The 21656-nt window shown below is 75.1% G+C and carries 25 protein-coding genes; 13 read left to right on the top strand and 12 right to left on the bottom strand.

Annotated features, from left to right (window positions below; genetic code table 11):
• Positions 1 to 60: 60 nt before the first annotated feature.
• Entirely contained in the window at positions 61 to 732 is a 672-nt protein-coding gene (locus ACI79U_RS08755; protein ID WP_457069619.1) for a potassium channel family protein, read from the top strand.
• A complete protein-coding gene (locus ACI79U_RS08750) occupies positions 732 to 1400 on the top strand; it encodes a potassium channel family protein (RefSeq protein ID WP_457069622.1) in 669 nt (222 codons plus the stop codon). The genes ACI79U_RS08755 and ACI79U_RS08750 overlap by 1 nt, the downstream gene beginning before the upstream one ends.
• A gap of 63 nt (positions 1401 to 1463) precedes the next feature.
• Here the strand turns inward: ACI79U_RS08750 and ACI79U_RS08745 are convergent, their stop codons facing one another.
• The 7 genes from ACI79U_RS08745 to ACI79U_RS08715 form a co-directional block, all read right to left on the bottom strand.
• Complete coding sequence (locus tag ACI79U_RS08745; protein WP_457069623.1) at positions 1464 to 2258, bottom strand: DUF3159 domain-containing protein; 795 nt, start codon at positions 2256 to 2258, stop codon at positions 1464 to 1466.
• Between the two features lie 7 nt (positions 2259 to 2265).
• A complete protein-coding gene (locus tag ACI79U_RS08740) occupies positions 2266 to 2670 on the bottom strand; it encodes an OB-fold nucleic acid binding domain-containing protein (protein ID WP_457069625.1) in 405 nt (134 codons plus the stop codon).
• Entirely contained in the window at positions 2667 to 3464 is a 798-nt protein-coding gene (locus ACI79U_RS08735) for an alpha/beta hydrolase family protein (protein WP_457069627.1), read from the bottom strand. Before ACI79U_RS08735 ends, ACI79U_RS08740 begins: the two co-directional genes overlap by 4 nt.
• Entirely contained in the window at positions 3461 to 4366 is a 906-nt protein-coding gene (locus ACI79U_RS08730; RefSeq protein ID WP_457069629.1) for a DUF3710 domain-containing protein, read from the bottom strand. Before ACI79U_RS08730 ends, ACI79U_RS08735 begins: the two co-directional genes overlap by 4 nt.
• A 1-nt stretch (position 4367) precedes the next feature.
• Positions 4368 to 4883, bottom strand: a complete 516-nt coding sequence (gene dut, locus ACI79U_RS08725; protein ID WP_457069631.1) for a dUTP diphosphatase — start codon at positions 4881 to 4883, stop codon at positions 4368 to 4370.
• A 27-nt stretch (positions 4884 to 4910) separates the two neighbouring features.
• The gene (locus tag ACI79U_RS08720; protein ID WP_457069633.1) at positions 4911 to 5825 is read right to left on the bottom strand and encodes a hypothetical protein; all 915 of its coding nucleotides are present in this window, start codon (positions 5823 to 5825) and stop codon (positions 4911 to 4913) included.
• Between the two features lie 76 nt (positions 5826 to 5901).
• Complete coding sequence (locus ACI79U_RS08715; protein WP_457069635.1) at positions 5902 to 6201, bottom strand: DUF4193 domain-containing protein; 300 nt, start codon at positions 6199 to 6201, stop codon at positions 5902 to 5904.
• A 269-nt stretch (positions 6202 to 6470) separates the two neighbouring features.
• On the opposite strand from ACI79U_RS08715, the gene ACI79U_RS08710 reads away from it, so the two are divergent.
• Both ACI79U_RS08710 and ACI79U_RS08705 read left to right on the top strand, forming a co-directional pair.
• Positions 6471 to 7517, top strand: a complete 1047-nt coding sequence (locus tag ACI79U_RS08710) for a phosphotransferase family protein (RefSeq protein WP_457069637.1) — start codon at positions 6471 to 6473, stop codon at positions 7515 to 7517.
• Positions 7518 to 7547: 30 nt separating this feature from the next.
• Positions 7548 to 8090 carry a LytR C-terminal domain-containing protein gene (locus ACI79U_RS08705; protein WP_457069639.1) on the top strand — a complete coding sequence of 181 codons (543 nt, stop codon included), beginning with the start codon at positions 7548 to 7550 and terminating at the stop codon, positions 8088 to 8090.
• 46 nt (positions 8091 to 8136) lie between these two features.
• Here ACI79U_RS08705 and ACI79U_RS08700 read toward each other — a convergent pair whose 3' ends face one another.
• Positions 8137 to 8967 carry an inositol monophosphatase family protein gene (locus ACI79U_RS08700; RefSeq protein ID WP_457069641.1) on the bottom strand — a complete coding sequence of 277 codons (831 nt, stop codon included), beginning with the start codon at positions 8965 to 8967 and terminating at the stop codon, positions 8137 to 8139.
• Positions 8968 to 9026: 59 nt separating this feature from the next.
• Here ACI79U_RS08700 and ppgK point away from each other — a divergent pair, with 59 nt between their 5' ends.
• Both ppgK and ACI79U_RS08690 read left to right on the top strand, forming a co-directional pair.
• Positions 9027 to 9770, top strand: coding sequence for a polyphosphate--glucose phosphotransferase (gene ppgK, locus ACI79U_RS08695; protein ID WP_457069643.1), 744 nt, complete (start codon positions 9027 to 9029; stop codon positions 9768 to 9770).
• A gap of 321 nt (positions 9771 to 10091) precedes the next feature.
• Positions 10092 to 11405, top strand: coding sequence for an RNA polymerase sigma factor (locus ACI79U_RS08690; RefSeq protein ID WP_457069645.1), 1314 nt, complete (start codon positions 10092 to 10094; stop codon positions 11403 to 11405).
• A 130-nt stretch (positions 11406 to 11535) separates the two neighbouring features.
• Here the strand turns inward: ACI79U_RS08690 and ACI79U_RS08685 are convergent, their stop codons facing one another.
• Positions 11536 to 12426 carry a PaaX family transcriptional regulator gene (locus ACI79U_RS08685; protein WP_457069647.1) on the bottom strand — a complete coding sequence of 297 codons (891 nt, stop codon included), beginning with the start codon at positions 12424 to 12426 and terminating at the stop codon, positions 11536 to 11538.
• A gap of 431 nt (positions 12427 to 12857) precedes the next feature.
• Between ACI79U_RS08685 and ACI79U_RS08680 the strand changes: the two genes are divergently transcribed.
• From ACI79U_RS08680 to ACI79U_RS08670, 3 genes are all read left to right on the top strand, one after another.
• Entirely contained in the window at positions 12858 to 13082 is a 225-nt protein-coding gene (locus tag ACI79U_RS08680) for a DUF7455 domain-containing protein (protein WP_457069649.1), read from the top strand.
• A 146-nt stretch (positions 13083 to 13228) separates the two neighbouring features.
• Positions 13229 to 15532 (top strand): VanW family protein, encoded by a 2304-nt coding sequence (locus tag ACI79U_RS08675; RefSeq protein ID WP_457069651.1) that lies wholly within the window; start codon positions 13229 to 13231, stop codon positions 15530 to 15532.
• Positions 15533 to 15711: 179 nt separating this feature from the next.
• Positions 15712 to 16659 carry a YihY/virulence factor BrkB family protein gene (locus tag ACI79U_RS08670; protein ID WP_457069653.1) on the top strand — a complete coding sequence of 316 codons (948 nt, stop codon included), beginning with the start codon at positions 15712 to 15714 and terminating at the stop codon, positions 16657 to 16659.
• A gap of 153 nt (positions 16660 to 16812) precedes the next feature.
• Here the strand turns inward: ACI79U_RS08670 and ACI79U_RS08665 are convergent, their stop codons facing one another.
• On the bottom strand, positions 16813 to 17040 hold the full coding sequence (locus tag ACI79U_RS08665; protein ID WP_222195256.1) for a DUF3039 domain-containing protein: 228 nt from the start codon (positions 17038 to 17040) through the stop codon (positions 16813 to 16815).
• Between the two features lie 100 nt (positions 17041 to 17140).
• On the opposite strand from ACI79U_RS08665, the gene ACI79U_RS08660 reads away from it, so the two are divergent.
• Both ACI79U_RS08660 and ACI79U_RS08655 read left to right on the top strand, forming a co-directional pair.
• Entirely contained in the window at positions 17141 to 18040 is a 900-nt protein-coding gene (locus ACI79U_RS08660; protein WP_457069656.1) for a pseudouridine-5'-phosphate glycosidase, read from the top strand.
• Between the two features lie 8 nt (positions 18041 to 18048).
• Positions 18049 to 18933, top strand: coding sequence for a carbohydrate kinase family protein (locus ACI79U_RS08655; protein WP_457069658.1), 885 nt, complete (start codon positions 18049 to 18051; stop codon positions 18931 to 18933).
• 5 nt (positions 18934 to 18938) lie between these two features.
• On the opposite strand, the gene ACI79U_RS08650 is transcribed toward ACI79U_RS08655, so the two are convergent.
• A complete protein-coding gene (locus tag ACI79U_RS08650) occupies positions 18939 to 19283 on the bottom strand; it encodes a DUF3099 domain-containing protein (protein ID WP_457069660.1) in 345 nt (114 codons plus the stop codon).
• Positions 19284 to 19428: 145 nt separating this feature from the next.
• Positions 19429 to 20031, bottom strand: a complete 603-nt coding sequence (locus ACI79U_RS08645; protein WP_457069662.1) for an HhH-GPD-type base excision DNA repair protein — start codon at positions 20029 to 20031, stop codon at positions 19429 to 19431.
• Positions 20032 to 20268: 237 nt separating this feature from the next.
• On the opposite strand from ACI79U_RS08645, the gene ACI79U_RS08640 reads away from it, so the two are divergent.
• Together ACI79U_RS08640 and dtd are read left to right on the top strand one after the other, a co-directional pair.
• The gene (locus ACI79U_RS08640) at positions 20269 to 20865 is read left to right on the top strand and encodes a DUF305 domain-containing protein (protein WP_457069664.1); all 597 of its coding nucleotides are present in this window, start codon (positions 20269 to 20271) and stop codon (positions 20863 to 20865) included.
• A gap of 126 nt (positions 20866 to 20991) precedes the next feature.
• Positions 20992 to 21423 carry a D-aminoacyl-tRNA deacylase gene (gene dtd / locus ACI79U_RS08635; RefSeq protein WP_457072628.1) on the top strand — a complete coding sequence of 144 codons (432 nt, stop codon included), beginning with the start codon at positions 20992 to 20994 and terminating at the stop codon, positions 21421 to 21423.
• Positions 21424 to 21656: the final 233 nt, after the last annotated feature.

Below are 21656 nucleotides of genomic sequence, written 5' to 3'. Positions count from 1 at the left end.
CGCTGGAGCCCAGGACGCGGTGCGCCCGGGCACGAGGTGTCGAACAGGCGGGGTGGGACAGTGCACGTGGTCGTCATGGGCTGCGGCCGCGTCGGGTCGGCGATCGCCCGGCGCCTGGAGACGATCGGGCACAGCGTCGCGGTCATCGACCAGGACCCCGAGGCGTTCCGCCGGCTCGGCCCGGAGTTCGGTGGCCGGCAGGTGACCGGGCTCGGCTTCGACCGGCAGACACTGCTCGACGCCGGCATCGACTCCGCCGGCGCCTTCGCCGCCGTCAGCAGCGGCGACAACTCCAACATCATCAGCGCCCGGGTGGCCCGGGAGACCTTCGGCGTCGAGCACGTCGTCGCGCGCATCTACGACTCCAAGCGCGCGGAGGTCTACGAGCGGATGGGCATCCCGAGCGTCGCCACCGTCCCGTGGACGGTCAACCGGCTCATGCGCGAGCTGCTGTCGGTCAAGGTCACCGAGATCTGGCGCGAGCCCACCGGTCAGGTGCTGCTCATGCGGGTCACCGTCACCGACCGCTGGGTGGGCCGGCCGCTCACCGAGCTGGAGGCCGCCTCCGGGGCCCGCGCCGCCTGGCTGCTCCGCTTCGGGGATGCCCAGCTGCCCACCCCGACCACCGTGCTGCAGACCGGCGACCACCTGGTCGTCGCCGCCACCGACGACATCACCGACCGCGTGCACGAGACCATGAACCCGGCACCGTCCACTGGGGGGCACCGCTGATGCGGGTCGCCATCGTGGGGGCCGGCGCCGTCGGCCGCTCCATCGCCACCGAGCTGCTCGGCAACGGGCACAGCGTCATGCTCATCGAGCGCAACGGCTCGCGGGTCAAGCCCAGGTCCGTGCCCGGCGCGGAGTGGGTGCAGGCCGACGCCTGCGAGGTCTCCTCCCTGGAGGAGGCGCAGCTGGCCACCTGCGACGTGGTCATCGCCGCCACCGGTGACGACAAGGCCAACCTGGTCGTCTCGCTGCTGGCGAAGACCGAGTTCGCGGTCAACCGCGTCGTCGCCCGGGTCAAGGACCCGCGCAACGAGTGGCTCTACACCGAGGCCTGGGGCGTCGACGTCGCCGTCTCCACCCCGCGGGTGCTCGCCGCACTGGTCGAGGAGGCGGTCACCGTCGGCGACGTCGTCCGGCTGATGAGCTTCCGCAAGGGCGCGGCGAACCTGGTCGAGATCACGCTGGCCGAGGACACCCCCTGGGTGGGCCGGCCGCTGCGTGAGGTGCCGCTGCCCCGGGAGACGGTGCTCACCACGATCCTGCGCGGCGACCGGGTCATCACCCCCGCCCCGGACGAGCCGCTGGAGGCCGGCGACGAGCTGCTGTTCGTCACCCACGGGGACATCGAGGACGAGCTCCAGCGGGTGCTCTGCCCCGACGGGAGCTGTTGAAGGACCCCCTCGCCCCCCACCGCTCGCAGGCTCGCGGCGGGCCCCTGCGAGGGGGCCGCCCCGTCAGGCAGTGGGCTCGGCCGAGCGGTGCTGGTGCAGGCGGGCCACCACCCACAGCGTGACCACCAGCTGGACGGCGGTCACCGGCAGGCCCAGCACCACTGACGAGGTGCCCAGCCAGCCCACCTCGTCCTGCCAGTAGAAGAGCCCGGTCACCGCGGCACGGAGCAGGAACACCCCGCCCCACAGCACGGTCAGCCAGGAGTAAGCCCGGATCATCCGCGGGTCGTCGCGCCAGTGCACGTCCGGCGCGACGTCCGGCTGCCGGGCACGGGTGACGGCCTCGGCCGCGGCGTCGACGTCGACCGCGGGCACCGGGTTCCGGCGCCCGGGGAGCTTGCCGCGCAGTGACGGCAGCCGATGGGCCGCCATCGCCCCCAGGTGGCTGGGCGCCAGCCACTCCGCGACCACGCCCACGAGCGGCCGGCGGAACGCCAGGGAGCCGATCAGCACCACGCCGATGGCGGCGTTGCGCACGATGCCCAGCACGAAGAAGTCGCGGGCCTCACCCGTCCGCCAGGCGATCGCGACGGCGACCGCGACGGCGAACAGCCCGCTGATCGCCTGCTGCACGGTCTGCCGGCGGACCAGCCGCAGCAGGAAGACCACCAGCGCGGCGGCGACCGCCGTCCAGATGCCGACCCGCAGGCCGCCGATGGCGTTGGCGACCACGAAGGCGATCGTCGGCAGCGAGGCGTCGACCATGCCGCGCCAGCCGCCGAGCTGATCGAGCACCAGGTGGCGGTCGAACGTGACCTTCTCGTCGTCGGCCGGGCCGGCCCCCGACGGCGCCGTCACCGCCGGGTCACCCGGCGCTCAGCTCGTACCGGGGGTTGTAGATGACCCGCCGCCCGTCGAAGGCGCCGAACCGGCCGTGGGCGGTCAGCCGCCGGCCGGGCTCGATCCCGGGGATGCGCCGCCGGCCGAGCCAGACGAGGGTGACCGACCCGGAGCCGTCGAACAGCTCGGCCTCCAGGGTGGGCACCGTCTCCCGCGGGGTGTAGACGACCGACTTCAGCCGGCCGGTGACGGTGACCACCTCGCCCTTGCGGCAGTCGCTGACCGGCGCGCAGCCGGCGGAGGCGACGTCGGACTGCAGGGCGCGGGCGTCGACCTCCTGGTCGTCGGCGGTCAGCTTCTGCAGGGTGCGGGACAGCCAGCCCCGCGCTCCCGGCTGGGCGGCCGGCGCCCCGGCCCTCGTCTCGGTCACGGGTCCAGGGTAGTGCCGTGCCGGGCGGCTGTCCGGCGTGTGCCGAGCCACGCGACGGTGCGTCGCCAGGGCTCACCGGCGACGTCGATGAGCACCATGTGGTCGCCGGACACCAGGTCGACCTCGACCCGGTCACCGGCGCGCCCGGCCGCCGCGGCGTACCGCTGGCTCTGCTCCGGCGGGACGGACGTGTCCTGCGCGCCGTGCACGCACAGCGTCGCGGCACCGGTGGGCAGCAGCCGCACCGGGTCGGCCAGGGCGTACCGGTCGGGGACGTCGTCCGGACCCCCGCCGAGCAGCTCCTGGGTCGCCCCGTTCCCGAGCCCGGCCGCGGCGGCGGCCGCCAGGTCGAGCACCCCGGCCTGCAGCACCGCGCCGGTGACCCGCACCCGGGGTGCCGCACCGGGCGCACCCGGCGGCAGCGACGCGCGCCCGGCCAGCCAGGCAGCCAGGTGCCCGCCCGCCGAGTGCCCGACCACCGTCACGTCGTCGAGGTCCAGGCGACCGCGCTCGGGCAGCTTGGGCAGCGCGTCCACGGCCGCCGCCACGTCGGCGAGGGTCGCCGGCCAGCCCCCACCGGCACCGACCCGGCGGTACTCGACGGCGACCGCCGCCCAGCCACGACCGGCCAGGTCGGCGGCGAGCGGGCGGGCCAGCTCGATGCCGTACGGGGCGCGCCAGAAGCCGCCGTGCACCACCACCGCGACCGGTGCGGGCCCGTCACCGGCCGGGAGGGTGAGCTCGAGGAACTGGTCGGGCGCGGGCCCGTAGCGGTGCACCGCCGGTTCGATCACCCGGCAGCGCCGGTGGGCGGCGTCGCCGGGCGGTCGGTGGGCGGCGCCGCCGGGCGGGCGGTGGGCGGCGCCGCCGGGCGGGCGGTGGGCGGCGCCGCCGGGCGGGCGGTGGGCGGCGCCGCCGGGCGCGCGGTGGGCGGCGCCGCCGGGCGCGCGGTGGGCTGGGCACCCGGGCGGGCGACCTGCTGCGCGCCCGGGCGGGCGACCTGCTGGGCGCCCGGGCGGCCGGCCTGCTGCTGGCGGGCCAGCTGCTCGGCGGCCTGCGGCGGCAGCGAGAGGGGCAACGGGTCGCGCACCGGCATCGGCTGGCTGCCCCGGACCACCACGATCTCCCGGAACGCGTTCTCCAGGGCGGTCGCGTCGCCCCCCGGCGCCGCGGCGGGCCCGCTCAGCAGGCCGCGCAGGAACCACCGGGGGCCGTCGACCCCGAGGAACCGGGCCGCCCGCCGCTCCGGCGCGGGCGGCGCGGCCTGACCGGGCTGCGCCGCCCCGGTGGCCACCACCGTGCCGGTCAGCTCCGGGCCGAACGGCCCCTCGGTCTCGGCCAGGCGTCCCCCCTGGCCGCTCGCGCTCCGGGCCAGCTCCGCCCGGACCTCGTCCCACAGGCCGCCGGCCCGCGGCGCGGCGAACACGGAGACCTGCAGCAGCGACTCCCCCGCCCGCAGCGTGGCCGCGACCACCACCTGCTGCTGGTTGACCTCGACCCGCAGCTCCATCCCGGGCACCGCCGGCAGCTGCAGCGACCCGAGGTCGATCCGGGGCATCCCGTCGTCGGGGGCGTCGGCGGCGTCCCACGGCCCGGAGGTCTCCAGCTCGACCCGCTCGCGGACCTGCGGCTCCGGGGGGACACCGCGCTCGCGCAGGGTCCGGTCGATCCGGTTGCGCCGTCGTCCGAAGGGCATGTCAGGGCCGTCCTTCCGTGGGGTCTGCGGCCAGCGCCGCGGCGCCGCCGGTGGAGCCGTGGCCGCCGGCGCCGCGCTCGCTGAGCGGCAGTTCGGCCACCGGCACGAAGCGCGCCCGCACCACCGGCTGCACGACCAGCTGGGCGACCCGTTCACCGCGGGCCAGCCGGAGGGTGGCGCTCGGGTCGAGGTTGACCAGGTTCACCTTGATCTCGCCGCGGTACCCGGCGTCGATCGTGCCGGGGGCGTTGACCAGGCTCAGGCCCAGCCGGTGGGCGAGGCCGGACCGCGGGTGCACGAAACCGGCGTACCCGGCCGGGATGGCCACCGCCACCCCGGTGCCGACGAGCGCCCGCTGGTGCGGGGCGAGCTCGACGTCCTCGGCCAGGTACAGGTCGGCGCCCGCGTCACCGGGCAGGGCGTAGGCGGGCGCCACCGCGTCGGCCCCGGTGAGCAGCACCGGGACGTCGAGGACGTCGTCGGCCGGCGCCGGGCGGCCGGAAGGGAGTGCGGACACGCCGCGAGGCTAGCCGCGTGGCACGGGTCAGGGCCGGGGCGGGGGCAGCGGGGTCCGCAGGTCCGCGCGCACCCGGTCGGCCAACGCGACGGTCGCCTTCCGGTTGCCCCGCGCGGCCAGGGTGGCGCCGACCAGCAGCGGGGCGAGGGAGGTGGTGCTGCGGGCCAGCCGGCGGGTGAGCTGGCGGCGCAGCGCGGCCGCCCCGGCCGAGCCGATCATCCCGAACACCCCTCCGGAGGAGGCGGTGCCGACGGCGCGCTGGGTGCTCCAGCTGGCCAGGTAGGCCGTGGCCCGCCGGCGGGCGTCACCGGGCGCCGGACGGCCGGCGAGCTCGTGCAGCTCCCCGACGAGGACCACCTCGACGGCGGCGGTGAGCGCCGTCTGCGCGCCGAGCTCCAGCGGGACGGCGAGCATCGTGGGTGGGGCGAACCACTGGGCCGCCGCCAGCCCGCCGGTGGCGGCGCCGACGCCGCCGGTCAGCCGGGCCGCCCGGGCGACCAGCGCCTCGGCGATCTCCTCGTCGGTGGCACCGGGGTGGGCGGCGCGCAGCCGCGCCCGGTCCCGGATGGGCAGCCGCGGAGCGGCGGCGTCGAGCAGGTCGCCCAGCAGCCCACCGGGCGCCGCGGCCCCGCGCGGGCGGCCGGGGTCCCGCCCGGTGCCGGCGGCGCGGTCGTCCGCGCCCCGGGCCGACCGGGCCGCCCCGGCGATCGCGGCGGCCACCTCCGCCAGCACGCGGGCAGCGCCGGTCCGGTCCGACCCCGACGGCGTGGCCGACGGCCCGTCCCGGCCCAGCAGCCCGGCGACGGCGTCGGCCAGGGCGCGGGCCGCGGCCCCCATCCCCGGGCCGACGACCTCACCGACCAGCGGCTCCTCGGTGGCACCCACGGGGCGTGGCGGCGGGACGTCCCGCGCGGGACCGGGGCGGCCGGGCTGCTCGGTCATGCACCCTCCAGGTGACGTGCTGGAACCAGGGGACGTGCTGGAACGGCCCCGCTGCCCAGGGCAGCGGGGTCCTCCGTCAGGAGCAGTCGCGGCAGAACAGCTGGTCACCGCGGGTGGCGGCCAGCCGGCTGCGGTGCTGCACGAGGAAGCAGCGCGAGCAGGTGAACTCGTCCTCCTGCTTGGGCAGCACCCGGACGGTGAGCTCCTCGTTGGAGAGGTCGGCGCCGGGGAGCTCGAGGTTCTCGTTGAAGTCGGTCTCGTCGACGTCGACCGATGACGACTGGGCCTCGGCGCGGCGGGCCTTCAGCTCCTCGAGGGAGTCCTCCCCGAGCTCGTCGGCCTCGTTGCGGCGGGGGGCGTCGTAGTCGGTGGCCATGGGGTGCCCCTTCTCTCTGTCATCACGGGCGTGCTGCCCGTTCGTCGCCGGTGTCGCCGTGGCGCCACCGGCCGGTGGTACCGATCGCCGGAGCGGCCGGGTGTCTGTCGCCGGCCGGGGCCCACGGGTGGGCACCAGCACTCGGCAGGCCCCCCAACGTGGTCCGGCCCCGGTTTGTGCCCGCCCGGGCGGGCGCGACACATCGGGCGTACGGAGCGGCCGCCGGACGGCCGCCCAGCACGGGGAGCGGCAGAGGCTACCCTGCGCCGATGGCGACTCCGGTGGGTGCCGATCCGGCCGTCCTCGGGCCCCATCTGGCCCGCGTGCTCGGGGACGACGCGTGGCGTTCGGTGCGGGTGGAACTGATCACCGCGGGCATGTCCAACCTCACGTACGTCATCACCCCCGCGGGCGGCTCGGCCGACGACGCGCTGGTGCTCCGCCGGCCGCCCACCGGCGCCGTCCTGGCGACCGCACACGACATGGCGCGGGAGCACCGGGTGATCTCAGCCCTGGCCGGCACCCCGGTGCCGGTCCCCCGGACCGTCCACCTGGAGACCGACCCCAGCGTCCTGGGTGCGCCGTTCTTCGTGATGGAGCGGGTGGTCGGCGTGCACGTGGCCACGGCCCTGCCACCGGGGTACGCCGACGAGCCCGACCGCCGCCGCGCGGTGGCCGACGGCCTGGTCGACGTGCTGGCCGACCTGCACGCGGTCGACCCGGCCGCCGTGGGGCTGGCCGACTTCGGCCGGCCCGAGGGGTTCCTGCAGCGGCAGGTGCGCCGCTGGACCACGCAGTGGGAGGCCACCCGGGACACCGACCGCCCGGCGCTGGACGCGCTCGCCGCCGAGCTGGCCGCCCGGGTGCCGGCGAGCCGACGAGCCGGCATCACCCACGGCGACTACCGGCTGGACAACTGCCTGCTCGACCCCGTCCAGCCGGGCCGGGTGCGGGCGGTGCTGGACTGGGAGATGTCGACCCTCGGCGACCCGCTCACCGACCTGGGCATGCTCTTCGTCTACTGGCCGGAGGCCGGGGAGGACACCGGCCTGACCATCTCGCCGGTCACCACGCTGCCCGGTTTCCCCACCCGGCGGGAGCTGGCGCAGCGGTACGCCGACCGCACCGGCGCCGACCTGACCGACCTGTCCTGGTACGTCGGCTTCGCCTGGTTCAAGTTCGCCGCGATCGTGGCCGGGGTGGTGGCGCGGTCCCGCGCCGGCGCGATGGCCGGCAAGGACACCACCGGTTTCGCGGACAAGATCGGCCCCTGCGTGGAGCGGGGACGCGCCGCACTGGCACACGGTGCGCTCTAGCCACCCCACCCGCCACTAGAGTCACGGGCCGTGAGCGAGCCGGGAAGTGACAGCACGCAGCGTCCCCCCGGCCCCAGGGGGCGGCGTCCCCTGCCGGCGCTGATCTTCCTGCTGGTGCTCGCCCTCGCGGCGCTGGGCGTGTGGTGGAACGTGCTGGGCGACGAGCGCGCCCGCGACCGCGCCGAAGCGGCCGCCTGCAGCCGGTCCAGCGACGCCCCGCCGTCCCTGGACCCCGCCTCGGTGCGGCTCCGGGTGCTCAACGCGACCGACCGGGGCGGGCTGGCGGGTGAGGTGTCCGAGGCGCTGGTCGCACGGGGGTTCGTCGTCGACGAGATCGCCAACGACTCCTCCGGCCTCGAGGTCGCCGGCGTGGGCGAGCTGCGGTTCGGACCCCGCGGCCGGGAGGCCGCCGACTTCGTGCAGGTCTTCGTGCCCGGGGCGACCGACCGTCCCGACACCCGCGCCGACGCGCGGGTGGACGTGGTGCTCGGCCCGGACTTCGCCGGGCTCGCCAGCCCGGAGGAGGTCACCGCGGCGCTGGCGCCCGCGGAGAGCGCCGACGCCACCTGCTGACCGGCCACCCGCTGGCGGTCCACCTGGTCGGGCCGGGGGTTCCTCCTCAGCGACCGGCGTGCAGCCGCTCCAGGAGCTCGACCAGCGCGCCGGCGACCTGCGGAGCCGCCGCCACCGCCATCGGCTCGGCGAACGCCCGCCCGGCGGTCCCGGTGACCACCAGCCCGGCCTCCTCGGCCACCAGCGCCCCGGCCGCGTGGTCCCAGGGCTTGAGGTCCAGCTCGTAGTAGGCGTCGACCCGGCCGGCGGCTGCGGCGCACAGGTCCAGCGAGGCGCACCCCCACCGGCGGATGTCGCGCACCTCGGGCAGCAGCTGGGCGACGACGGCGCCCTGCGCCCGGCGCTGCTCGACGCGGTAGCCGAACCCGGTGGCCACCAGCGCCTGCGCCAGGGACGCCGGCGAGCTGCCGTGGAGCTGCATCGCCGCGGTGCCCGGGGCGGTCAGCCAGGCGCCCCGGCCACGCACCGCGGTGAACAGCTCCCCGGTGGCCACGTTGAGCACCACCCCGACCTCGGTCCGCCCGTCGACCTCCGCCGCGATGGAGACGGCGTAGGCCGGCAGCCCGTAGAGGAAGTTGACCGTCCCGTCGATCGGGTCGACCACCCACCGGACACCGCTGGTGCCCTCCCGCGCGGCGCCCTCCTCCCCCAGCACGCCGTCGTCGGGCCGGGCCTCGGTGAGCCGGCGGACGATGAGCGCCTCGCTGGCGGTGTCCACCGCGGTGACGACGTCGACCGGGCTGGACTTGGTGTCCACTTGGTCCGCCGCGGTGCTGCGGCCGGCCCCGACGAGGGCGGCGGCCTCCTCGGCCGTGGCCCGGGCGAGTTCGAGCAGCTCGGTGGGCAGGTCGGGCGCGGCCGTTCCGGAGGTCGTCACGGAACCCGATCCTGCCCGACCTGCGTGCCGTCGCGCCGGTGGGTCGCTAGCCTCCCCCCGTGCAGGGCTTCGGAGTGGACATCGGTGGCAGCGGCATCAAGGGCTGCGTGGTCGACCTGGACAAGGGCGAGCTGGTCGGAGAGCGGGTGCGCATACCCACCCCACAACCGGCCCTGCCCGAGCCGGTCTACGGGGTGGTCGCCGACATCGTCGGCCAGTTCGGCTGGGAGGGGCGCATCGGCGTCACCTACCCCGGCGTCATGAAGCACGGCGAGGCGTTCACCGCCGCGAACATGGACAAGAGCTGGATCGGCACCGACATGGCCGCGGGGCTCGAGGCGGCCATCCCCGGCACGGTCCAGACGCTCAACGACGCCGACGCCGCCGGCATCGCCGAGATGGCCTACGGCGCGGGTCGGGGCGAACGGGGCGTGGTGCTCATGCTCACCTTCGGCACCGGGATCGGCAGCGCGCTGTTCATCGACGGCCGGCTGGTGCCCAACACCGAGTTCGGGCACATCGAGGTCGACGGGGAGGACGGCGAGAAGCGCGCCTCAGCCTCCGCCCGCGAGCGGGACGGCCTGAGCTACCCGGAGTGGGCCAAGCGCGTGGACCGGTACCTCGACGTGCTGGAGCTGAGCCTGTGGCCCGACCTCATCATCGTCGGCGGCGGGGTCAGCAAGAAGTCGGACAAGTGGGTACCGCTGCTGTCCACCCGCACCCGGGTGGTGCCCGCGCAGCTGCTGAACGACGCCGGCATCGTGGGCGCGGCGCTCGCCGCCGAGGAGCACATCGGCCAGTGACCCCGTCCGGGGGCCCTGCGGGGCCCCCGTCGTCTCCCCCGGCGGGGGGACGACGCAGGTGACGGGGCACCTTCCCGGCGAGAACCAGTGGACCGGCGCCGGGGCGCCGTTACAATGGAGGAGCCCCACCAGCGCCGCTGCCCCAGCCAGCAGGTCATCCCCTCTCGATCACCCGGCCAAACACCGGGCGATCTGCCGTCGGGACCTGCCGCCGGGCCGGCGTCGGGGCCGCTGCCCGCGGGCCACACGGTCCTCGAGGAACGCACCGCAGTACGGGAAGGAACCTGAGTGCCCGCCGATCAGCAGGGTCCGGAAGCAGCCGTGAGCCGCCCCAGGACGGTCGCCGCGCGTTCCAGCGCCACGTCGCAGTCCACCGCCACCGTGACCGCCGCCGCGAAGAAGGCCCCGGTCAAGAAGGCCGCCGCCAAGACCACGGCGAAGAAGGCCCCGGCGCGCAAGCCGACCATCACCCCCTCCCCCGGCAGCGGGGAGGGCACCGTGCTGACCGCCGTCGCCTCCGACGGCTCGGCCGTCGCCGTCGTCGACGCCGGCGCCGAGGGCCTCAAGCTCGACGAGACCGTCGTCACCGGCAAGGACGGTGTGGCGGTCGCCGAGCCCGAGGAGAAGGAGGCCGAGGGCGGCACCGACTTCGAGTGGGACGACGAGGAGGAGTCGGAGGCGCTGCGCCAGGCGCGCAAGGACGCCGAGCTCACCGCCTCGGCCGACTCCGTCCGCGCCTACCTCAAGCAGATCGGCAAGGTCGCGCTGCTCACCGCCGAGGAGGAGGTCGACCTCGCCAAGCGGATCGAGGCCGGGCTCTACGGCGCCGAGCGGCTGCGCCAGGTCGAGGAGGAGAACCAGAAGCTCTCCCCGCAGATGCGCCGCGACCTCAACTGGATCGTCCGCGACGGCGAGCGCGCCAAGAACCACCTGCTGGAGGCCAACCTCCGCCTGGTCGTCTCCCTCGCCAAGCGCTACACCGGCCGTGGCATGGCCTTCCTGGACCTCATCCAGGAGGGCAACCTGGGCCTGATCCGCGCGGTCGAGAAGTTCGACTACACCAAGGGCTACAAGTTCTCCACCTACGCCACCTGGTGGATCCGCCAGGCGATCACCCGCGCCATGGCCGACCAGGCCCGCACCATCCGCATCCCGGTGCACATGGTCGAGGTCATCAACAAGCTCGGCCGCATCCAGCGCGAGCTGCTCCAGGACCTGGGCCGCGAGCCCACCCCGGAGGAGCTGGCCAAGGAGATGGACATCACCCCGGACAAGGTGCTGGAGATCCAGCAGTACGCCCGGGAGCCGATCAGCCTCGACCAGACCATCGGTGACGAGGGCGACAGCCAGCTCGGTGACTTCATCGAGGACTCCGAGGCGGTCGTCGCCGTCGACGCGGTCAGCTTCACCCTCATGCAGGACCAGCTGACCAGCGTGCTGCAGACGCTGTCGGAGCGCGAGGCCGGCGTCGTCCGGCTGCGCTTCGGCCTCACCGACGGCCAGCCGCGCACCCTCGACGAGATCGGCCAGGTCTACGGGGTCACCCGCGAGCGGATCCGGCAGATCGAGTCCAAGACGATGTCCAAGCTCCGGCACCCCAGCCGGTCGCAGGTGCTGCGCGACTACCTGGACTGATGAAGGACCCCGTCCTCCTCACCCTTCGCAAGCTCAGGGCGAGCCTCTGGACGGGGCCAGATGAGCGCAGCAGGGCCCCCGAGCGATCCGCTCGGGGGCCCTGCTGCGTCCCGGGCCGGGGACGGCGGCCTCAGGGCCCGCCGTCCTCCGCCGGGATCGTGTCCAGCACGGCGGCGGCCACCGACCGGGCCTCCTCCTCGAACTCCGCGTGCAGCGACCGGAACACCTGCTGGGCCCGCTCGGCCGGCCAGTCCGGCGGCAGGTGCCGGGCCGGCAGCCGCGGGTCCCGGCGGATCACCTGCAGCCACTCGGCGTCGAGGGTGAGCTGCTGGGCCAGCGCGGGGAGCCGTGGCCGCCGCTCGGGGAGCTCCCAGCGTTCCAGGAAGCCGGTGTAGCGGCCGGCGATCGCCGCCAGGTCCCAGGCGTCGCGCACCATCGCGTCGACGTCGGTCGGCGGCAGCGCACTGGCGGCGAAGACCCGGATGAGCGGGGCGACCGCGAGGTCCTGACCCACGGCGGTCAGGTCGACGCCGGACGGCGCCACCCAGAGCCCGCCCTGCAGCGGGGCGAACCCGGCCCACGTCAGCTGGGAGCGCAGCTCGTGCCGCTGCCGCTGCCAGGACTCCGGCAACGAGAAGCCGAGCAGCACCCAGGTGCCGTCCCAGTGCTCGTTCACCACGCCCGACTGCCACACCCGCCGCCCGCCCTCGCTCAGCATCTCCTGGCACCGGCGGGTCAGTCCCAGGTACACCTGGCGGCCGCGCCGGACCCGGCAGAGCAGGCCACCGCGCGCCATCCGGCTCAGCGTCGAGCGCGTCGCGTGCTCGGACACCCCGGCCCGTTCCAGCACGTCGAGCAGGCTCCCGGTGGCCACCAGGACGCGCCGGTCGAGGACGTGCTCGGCGAAGAACGCGAGCAGCAGCGCCTGGGGCCGGAGGCCGCCGGCGGCGATCTCGGTCACACACCCGACCGTCCCGTCGACCGTGTCATCGACCGGATCCGCCTCGTCGGACAGCGCCACGACACGACACTAGCTGCGACGACGCGGACACCGGACGGCCCTTCCGGGCACCGGACCGCCGTTCCGCCGCCGAGCCGTGGCGTGCAGCTCCCGGGCGACCTGTGCGCCTCTGACGGGTGACCGGGCGGTGTACGGCGGCACGGACCGGGTAGACGGCGTAGCGTGGGCGCCGTCAGAACAGCAGCGGACCCACCGCCGGCCTGAGCCGGCACAGCACCACCAGCACGTGAACCACCCGGACCCAGTTCCGAAACCAGTGACGTCCCCTGCTGACCCCGATCACCAGCACCACTGCACCCCGTCGGTCACGTACTCATCTCATTCGGCGAGTCCGTGCACAACGGAGTGTGGATCGGGAACACGAGGGGCCATCCTGGCGCTGTGCAGGAGGCCGATCCGCAGCCGCGGGTCTGTGCGGTAGAGAGCGAGTGATGAGCCAGATGACCCAGACGCTGACGACGACCCCGCCCACCGACGACCTCGTCGTTCCCTTCCACTGCGACCGCTGTGGTGCTCTGGCCAAGGTGCGCGTGGTCCTCGGAAACGGTAGCGACCTCGTCTTCTGCGGGCACCACGCCCGCGAGTACGACAGCAAGCTCCGCGACATCGCCGTCGACATCATCGAGACCGACGGCGAGGCGCGCTTCAGCAACTGAGCAGGGCCTCTATCGTCGCGCCAGCGATGAAGCCCTCACTCGACGAAGCCGCCGACTCCCCGCCCCCGCCTCGTGCGGACGGGGGGTCGGCGGCTTCGTCGTCCCCGGGACGGCCCGCCCGTCCCGACCGAGCAGGAGTACGTGCCATGCCGCAGGACCCCGCCCGAGACAGCGACACGGTGCGCCTGCACCCGGACGGCACGGTGAGCAGCGGCCGCCCGACCCCGCCGCCGTCCGCCGTCTCCCCGCCGCCCGCCGGCTCCCCGCCACCCGCTCCGGCGACCGCAGCGGCCGCGGGGTCCGATGCCGCCCCGTCCGACGAGGCCACCTCCTGGTCGGCCACCCGGCCGGTCGAGGTGCCCCCGGCCGAGCCCCGGGTGCCACAGGTCACCACCGCCGGCTCCCCCGCCCCGGACGACGAGCCCGGCCCGGGCGAGGACACCACCCCGCACGACGACACCCCCTCCGGTGCGGACACCGGCGCCGCCGATGACACCCGCCAGCTCGACCCGACCCGGGCGGAGTCCACGACCGTGCTGCCGGCGGACCCGGGGACGCTGGGCGACGTCATGGCCACCGCTGCCGGCCCCGCCGCCGGGGACGACGACGGCGATGGCGACGGCCACGGCCACGGCGACGGCCCCGACGGCCCACCCGCCGACGACGCCGGCTCCGGCCGTCCGTGGTGGCGGCGCACCGCCGTCCTGGCCCCGGTGGCCGCCGTCGTCGTGCTCGGTGCCGCCTACGGCATCGACCTGGCGGCCTCCTCGGGCGACGTGCCCCGGAGCACCGTCGTCGGCGGCGTGGAACTGGGCGGGCTGACCCCGGCGGCGGCCTCCGCCCGCCTGGAGTCCGAGCTGGCCCCCCGGGTGGACGCCGACCACCCGGTGCGCGCCGGCGACGTCGAGGGCGTGGTCCACCCGCCGGCCGCGGGGATCACCCTCGACGTGCCGGCCACCGTGGACGCCGCCGACGACCAGCCGCTCAACCCGTGGACCCGGCTCTCCTCGCTGTTCGCCGACCGCACCGTCACCCCGGTGCTCACCGGCGACGAGACCGCGCTCACCGCCCAGGTCGACCAGTTGGCCTCGACCGTCGACCAGCCGCCGGTCGAGGCCACCGTGGCCATCGAGGGCACCGACGCGCAGCTGGTCGAGCCCGCGGACGGCCGCACGCTGGACCGCGAGGGCGCCGCCGAGGCGATCACCGACGCCCTGGCCAGCGGCGGCGACCCGACGCAGGTCATCGAGCTGCCCGTCGACGTCGAGCCGGCGACCGTCCCCCGCGACGAGGCGCAGCGGGTGCTGGACGAGACGGTCACCCCCGCCCTCTCGGCACCGGTGCGGGTCGTCGGCGCCGACGGCGCGGACTCCGCGGAGATCCCGGTCCCGGCGATCGCCGCCTCGCTGACCTTCACCCCGCAGGAGGACGGCACCCTCGCCGTCGCCGTCGACCCCGAGACGCTGCAGGCGGAGATGGGCGAGCAGTTCGCCGTCTTCGGCTCCCCCGCGCAGGACGCCCGCTTCGAGGTCTCCGGTGACTCGATCGCCGTCGTCCCCTCGGTCGACGGCGAGGGCATCAACCCCACGGACCTGGCCCAGCAGCTGATGCCGGTGCTCACCCAGCCGGCTCCGCGGGAGGTCACCGCTGTCCTGGGCCCGGTGCCGGCCGCCTTCACCACCGCGCAGGCGGAGGCGCTGGGCATCAAGGAGCAGGTCAGCTCCTTCGCCACCAACTTCACCAACGCCGCCAGCGGCACCAACATCCGCGTGGTCGCCGCCGAGGTGGACGGCGCGCTGGTGCGCCCCGGGGAGACCTTCAGCCTGAACGGCTACACCGGGCCGCGGGGCACCGCGCAGGGCTACGTGCCGGCCGCGGTGATCAGCGGGGGCGAGCTCTCCCAGGCAGTCGGTGGGGGCATCAGCCAGTTCGCCACCACCATGTTCAACGCGGTCTTCTTCGCCGGGCTCGAGGACGTCTTCCACAAGCCGCACAGCTTCTACATCAGCCGCTACCCCGCCGGCCGGGAGGCGACGGTGTACGAGGGGCAGATCGACCTCAAGTGGCGAAACGACACCGACACCGGCATCTACGTGCAGACCGAGTGGGTGCCCGGGTCGCTCACCGTGACCTTCTGGGGCACCAAGTACTACGACATCGAGTCGATCAGCAGTGAGCGCCGCAACCTCCGCGAACCGGCGCAGCAGGAGAAGATCGACGACGGTAACTGCACCCCGCAGTCCGGTTCCACCGGGTTCGACATCACCGTGACCCGGGTGTTCCAGGACCTGGACACCGGCGCCGAACTGCGCCGGGAGAACTTCCAGACCCGGTACGCGGCGGAGGCCGTCATCCGGTGCGTGCCCCCGCCGGCGCCGACTCCCGCGCCTCCGGCGCCGGGCCAGCCGGCCACCCCCGCTCCGCTGCCGGCCACGCCACCCGGCGGCTGAGCGACCCTCCCCCACCCGGGGGTCCACCGGCGGGTCTCCCGGACACGGGGCCCCGGGGAGGCGTGCACACTGGGCAGGTGGCCGCCGCTGTTCCGCACCCCTCCGTGGAACAGCCGACCTCGGACCAGCAACCGGTGGACCCGGCCCCTCCGGGCGCCACGCGCGTCCGGCGTACCCGGGTGGCCGGCTGGCCGGCGCCCATCCGGGTGCCGCTGCACCTGCTCGGCCGGACGCTGGCCAAGGCCTGGCAGGACCGCATCCTCGGGCTGTCCGCCGAGGCCGCGTTCTGGCAGATCCTGTCGGTGCCCCCGCTGCTCATCGGGCTGCTGGGCTCCCTGGGCTACCTGAGCTCGTGGATCGGCGCCGAAGCGGTCGAGCAGATCGAGGCCGAGCTCGTCGCGGCGTCCGCGGAGGCGCTCACCGAGGGTGTCGTGGCCGATCTGGTCCAGCCGACGCTCAACGACATCCTCGGTTCGGGGCGGCTGGACGTGGTGAGCCTGGGCTTCCTGGTCTCGCTGTGGGCCGGCTCATCGGCGACGGCGACCTTCATGAACACCGTCGTCATCGCCTACGACCAGCGCGACGTCCGGGGCCCCATCCGGACCCGCCTGATGGCGCTGTGGCTGTTCGTCATCGGGCTGGTGATCGCCGTGCTGACCCTGCCGCTGCTGGTGCTCGGGCGCGGGACCCTGGTCGGACTGCTGCCGGCCGACTGGCGGGCCACCGCCACGCTGCTGGTCGACGCTGTGTACTGGCCGCTCGTGGTGATCGGGCTGATCCTGGCGCTGACCAGCTTCTACCACGTGATCCTGCCCCGCCGGATCCCGTGGCACCGGCACCTGCCCGGCGGGCTGTTCACCGTCGGGTTCTTCATCGCCGCGGCGGTGGTGCTGCGCGGCTACGTGGCCGACATCCTCACCACGGCGCTGCCCTACGGGGCGCTGGCGGCGCCGATCGCCGCGCTGCTGTACTGCTTCCTGCTCGGCTTCTCGATACTGCTGGGCGCCGAGCTCAACGCCACGATCGAGGCCCGCTGGCCGTCCCCGCGCAAGCGTCACGAGGACGCCCGGCAGCGCCGCCGGGCCGCGAAGATCGAGCTCGAGGCCACCAAGCTGGGGCTGCGTTGAGGTGGGGAGAACCGGCCGCCAGGCCGTCCGGGCCGTGAGCGCGGGCCCGGAGGGTCCCGCTCACGACCCGGGCAACGGCTCGGCTCGTGCCGGGGACGGTACCTGGCCGCGGTGGAGGCCGGTAGGCCGACCAGGTGCTCAGCCTCCCCCCAGCTACTTCTTGAGCTGGTTGTAGACCTCCTTGCAGGCCGGGCACACCGGGCTGCCGGGCTTGGGGCTCTTGGTCACCGGGAAGACCTCACCGCACAGCGCCTCGACCATCGTGCCCATGACCGCGCTCTCGGCGATCTGGTTCTTCTTCACGTAGTGGAAGACCTCGTTGGCGTTGCCGGTGTCGGCGTCGCGGACGTCCGGGCGCTCGAGGATGTCGGCGCTGCTCATGGGCTGCTCCCTCAGTTCTCGGGTTCGGGCCGGGATCCGGTCCGTAACGGGCCGCCCCCATGATGACAGGGTGCTGAACCCCTCTTCCGCCGTTGCGTCCGTGGTCTCACCCGAGGTGGCCGATGCGCTCGCCGCCGGCCGCCCCGTCGTCGCCCTGGAGAGCACCCTGCTCGCCCACGGGCTCCCGCGGCCGGAGAACCGGGCCGCCGCGGACCAGGTCGAGGCGGCCGTCCGGTCCGGCGGGGCCGTGCCGGCGACCATCGCGGTGCTCGACGGGGTGCCGCACGTCGGGCTGACCGCGGCCGAGGTCGACCGGGTCTGCGCCGACGAGGAGCTGGCCAAGCTCGGCGTCCGCGACCTGCCGGTCGCCGCGGCCCTGAGGCGGAGCGGGGCCACCACCGTCTCCAGCACCGCGCTGCTGGCCGCCCGCGCCGGGATCGGCGTCTTCGCCACCGGCGGGCTGGGCGGGGTGCACCGGCACGCCACCGACACCTTCGACGAGTCCGCCGACCTGGTCGCCCTGGCCCGCACCTCGCTGGTGGTGGTCTGCGCCGGGGTGAAGTCGATCCTCGACGTGCCGGCCACCCTGGAGCGGCTGGAGTCGCTGTCGGTCACCGTGGTGGGCTACCGCACCACCCGGTTCCCCGGCTTCTACGTGGCCGACTCCGGCTCCCCGGTCGACTGGTCGGTGGACAGCGCCGCCGAGGCGGCCGCGGTGTTCGCCGCCCGCCGGGAGCTGGTGCCCGGCGCCGTCGTCGTCGCCAACCCGCTGCCGGCCGACGAGCAGCTGGACACCGAGCTGCACGACCGGGTGATCGCCGACGCGCTCGCCGCCGCCGACGCCGCCGGCGCCCGCGGCAAGGACGTCACGCCCTTCATCCTCGGCCACCTGCACGAGGCCAGCGGGGGCGCGAGCCTGGCGGTCAACGTGCGGCTGGTGCTGCGCAACGCGGAGCTCGCCGGCCGGATCGCAGCCGAGCTCGCCGCGCTCCCCCGCTGACCCCGGAGGTGGCAGCCGGGCCGGTCGTCGTCGTGGGCGACGTCTGCACCGACGTCGTCGTGCTGCTGGCGGGCGCCGCGGCCCCGGGCTCCGACCGCCCGGCGCGGATCAGCAGCGCCGGCGGCGGCGCCGGGGCGAACGTCGCCGCCCACCTGGCCGGGCTCGGGACGCCGGTGCTGCTGGCCGGCTGCGTCGGGGACGACCTGCCCGGCCGGGCGCTGGCGGCCGACCTCGCCGCGGCCGGGGTCGGGCTCGCGCTGCGCACCGTCGCGGACCAGGCCACCGGCACGATCGTCAGCCTGGTCGAGCCCGGTGGGGAGCGCAGCATGCTCGCCGACCGGGGCGCCAACCTGGCGCTGCGGCCGGACGACGTGCCGACGCCGGCGGCCGGTGGGCACCTGCACCTGTCCGGCTACACGCTGCTGGACCCGCGTCCCCGAGTCGGGGGGTTGGCCGCGCTGTCGGCGGCCCGGGCGGCGGGGTGCACCGTCTCGGTCGACCCGGCGTCCACCGGCCCGCTGCTCGCGCACGGGGTCGACCGCTGGCTGGCCGACACCGCAGGGGCGACGCTGCTGCTGCCCAACGCCGCCGAGGCCTGCCTGCTGGCCGGCGCCGCCGACCCGGCGGCGGCGGCCCGGTCGTTGGCCGGCCGTCATCCGGTGGTGGTGGTCAGCCTCGGTGCCGACGGCGCGCTGTGGGCGGCCGGGGACGCGCTGGTGCACCGGCCGGCGCACCCGGCGACCGTCGTGGACACCACCGGCGCCGGGGATGCGTTCGCTGCCGGGGTACTGGCCACCTGGCACGCGACCGGTGGACGGCCGGATGCCGGGCAGGCGTTGGACGCGGGCCTGGCGCGCGCGGCCGCCGTCGTGGGGCGGCCCGGCGCGCGCTGAGGCGCTCACATGTCGATGACGCGGGCCTTGCTGCTGCCGGACTCGAGGATCCGGTCCGGCGGCGAGGGCTTGTAGCGGTTGGGGTCGAGCTTCTTCTTCGGCGGGCGGTCGTTCGCCATGACCACGGCGATCCACGGCAGGATCGTGCCGAGGACGGCGAAGCCGATCATCAGCCACAGCGAGTACTGGTAGCTGACCGCCGCAGCGATGACGCTGAGGCACCGGATGCCCATGGTGATCAGGTACCGCCGCACCCGGGCGTCGTGCTGTTCGGAGACGCTGGGAGCCGCCTCGGTGATGAGCAGCGGCTCACTGCGCTGCTGCCGGCTGGTCGACTGGCTGGAGGCCACGGACGCCCTTCCCTGGACCGGGCCGGGGGAAGGGCGGCGGTGGTCGGCGGTGGAACGACCGGCCCCCGGAGCCCCCGGCTCCTCGCCTGCCCATCGTGCCACTCGATCGCGCGGCATGCAGGCGCCGCAGCAGTCGTCCGGCGGGTCAGGCCCGGGCGGCGGCCCGGGCCGCCTTCGCCTCCTTGGCGGCCTGCTTCACCGACTGCTTGTGCGCGCGCACCTCGGCCAGCGACGCCGGGCCGGTGATGTCGGCGACCGAGCGGCGCGAGCCCTCCTCGCCGTACTCCCCCGCCGCCTCGCGCCAGCCCGGCGGGGTGACGCCGTACTGCTTGCCGAGGAGCGCGACGAAGATCTTCGACTTCTGGGCACCGAAACCCGGCAGCTCCCCGACCCGCCGCAGCAGCGTGGCGCCGTCCGGGGCGTCGGACCACAGCCGCTCCGCCCGGCCGTCGTAGCGCTCGGCCAGCAGTCGGCACAGGTCCTGCGCGCGGGTGGCCATGGAGCCCGGGTACCGGTGCACGGCCGGGGGGCCCTGGAACACCCGCGCCAGCTGCTCCGGGTCGGCGGTGGCGATCTCCGTGGCATCGAGGGTGGTCACCCCGAGCCGGTCGGCCAGCAGGCGGGGTCCGGCGAACGCGCGCTCCATCGGGAACTGCTGGTCCAGCAGCATCCCGATCAGCAGCGCGAGCGGATCGCGGCCGAGCAGCTCGTCGGCGGCGTCGTCCTGGGTGAGATGGAGCTCAGGCACGCCGCGGAGTCTGCCGCACCGCTCGACTCGCGGTCGCGGGACGTCTCGTTTGTCCGTGCGATCGCACGGGCATGCGGATGCATCCACAGCAGCGCTGCCAGCAGCGCGCGATCGCCGTCGTCGCGTACGGGACCGCCCCGCCCAGAGCGGGCAGCCGACGTCCTGCACCCGATGTCCGACGGCAGCGGCTGCGCGTGTGGCCCTGCCCACCGCTGACGACCGAACGGAGACACCGACGTGGCGACGAAGAAGAGCACCGAGGGCGACGAGCGGGAGCAGGGCGGCGGGATGTCGCACCAGACGAAGATGTACCTGCGCTTCGCGGCCATGATCGTGACCGCGATGGTGGTCATGTACTGGACCATGTTCGCCGGCACGTGGCGGTGGAGCCACGTCCAGTTCAGTGAGAGCCGGCTGTTCATGGCCCTCACCATGGGCGGCACGATGGGGTTGATCATGCTCGCCTGGATGCTCAACATGTACAAGAGCACGAAGGGCAACATCGCCATCGTGGCGGTCAGCCTCATGCTGCTCGGCGGCGGCATCGCCCTCGACCGCAGCCAGGCCACCGTGCAGGACACCGCCTGGATGAACGCGATGATCCCGCACCACTCGCTGGCCATCACGCGGTCCGAGCGCGCCGAGATCACCGACGTCCGCGTCTGCCAGCTGGCCGTCGAGATCATCGAGGCCCAGGAGCGGGAGATCAGCGAGATGGAGTGGCTGATCGAGGACATCGAGGAGAACGGGGAGGCCGGGACGCTCGAGGAGGCGCTGGCGCGGGCCGTCCCCGAGTTCGAGGGTTCGGCACTGCGCGACTGCCCGCGGCAGTGATCGGCTGCAGCAGCGTGGCGACGTCACTGGAGGTGGGCCCCGAGCTGCGGGACGTGCGCCCGCCCCGAACGGGGCGGCCGGTGGTCCGCACGGCTGGGTGATCCGCCCGCGCGCGAGGATGGGCCGGTGCGTGCGGTGGTGACGAGGGTGAGCTCTGCGTCGGTGACGGTGGACGGCGAGGTGGTCGGCGAGATCGGTGCGGGGCTGCTCGCCCTGGTCGGAGCCGGACGCGACGACGACGACGACCGGGCCCGGTCGCTCGGGCGGAAGGTGCACGAGCTGCGGCTGTTCCCCACCGGGGACGGCGCCCGGTCCGTCGGCGACCTCGGCCTGCCGGTGCTGGTGGTCAGCCAGTTCACCCTGTACGCCGACACCCGCAAGGGCCGCCGCCCCTCCTGGCAGGACGCGGCGCCCGGGGAGGTCGCCGAACCGCTGGTCGAGGAGGTCGTCGCCGAGCTGCGCCGCCGGGGAACGGTGGTGGCGACCGGGCGCTTCGGCGCACGGATGCAGGTGGCGTCGGTCAACGAGGGCCCGATGACCTTGCACCTCGACGTCTGATCCGGTCAGCGCCGGGTACGGAAGACGGTGCGCTCAGTCACACCTGGCCGTTGCCTGTGAGTTGTCCGGGGCCGGAACACCCATCCGGTCCGGTCCGTTGTACACGACGTACCACAACGGACCTCACGGGCGGAGAGCCACCCCGAGCCACCGGGCCGACGCTCTGACCGACCACTCCGGGACGCACCACGCGCCGATCGCGGCGGGGGTGCATCCGGACACCGAAGCAAGGA

The organism is Modestobacter sp. SYSU DS0904 (assembly GCF_054051115.1).
Note: the sequence above shows the minus strand (reverse complement) of the source record. Positions and strands in the feature narration are given on the sequence as shown.

Bases quoted from the DNA above. Each gene is read 5' to 3' on its own strand.
- ACI79U_RS08720 (WP_457069633.1), bottom strand. From the start codon at position 5,825: ATGACCGAGCAGCCCGGCCGCCCCGGTCCCGCGCGGGACGTCCCGCCG.
- ACI79U_RS08730 (WP_457069629.1), bottom strand. From the start codon at position 4,366: ATGCCCTTCGGACGACGGCGCAACCGGATCGACCGGACCCTGCGCGAG.
- ACI79U_RS08675 (WP_457069651.1), top strand. From the start codon at position 13,229: ATGCCGCAGGACCCCGCCCGAGACAGCGACACGGTGCGCCTGCACCCG.
- ACI79U_RS08710 (WP_457069637.1), top strand. From the start codon at position 6,471: ATGGCGACTCCGGTGGGTGCCGATCCGGCCGTCCTCGGGCCCCATCTG.
- ACI79U_RS08680 (WP_457069649.1), top strand. From the start codon at position 12,858: ATGAGCCAGATGACCCAGACGCTGACGACGACCCCGCCCACCGACGAC.
- ACI79U_RS08715 (WP_457069635.1), bottom strand. From the start codon at position 6,201: ATGGCCACCGACTACGACGCCCCCCGCCGCAACGAGGCCGACGAGCTC.
- ACI79U_RS08750 (WP_457069622.1), top strand. From the start codon at position 732: ATGCGGGTCGCCATCGTGGGGGCCGGCGCCGTCGGCCGCTCCATCGCC.
- ACI79U_RS08665 (WP_222195256.1), bottom strand. From the start codon at position 17,040: ATGAGCAGCGCCGACATCCTCGAGCGCCCGGACGTCCGCGACGCCGAC.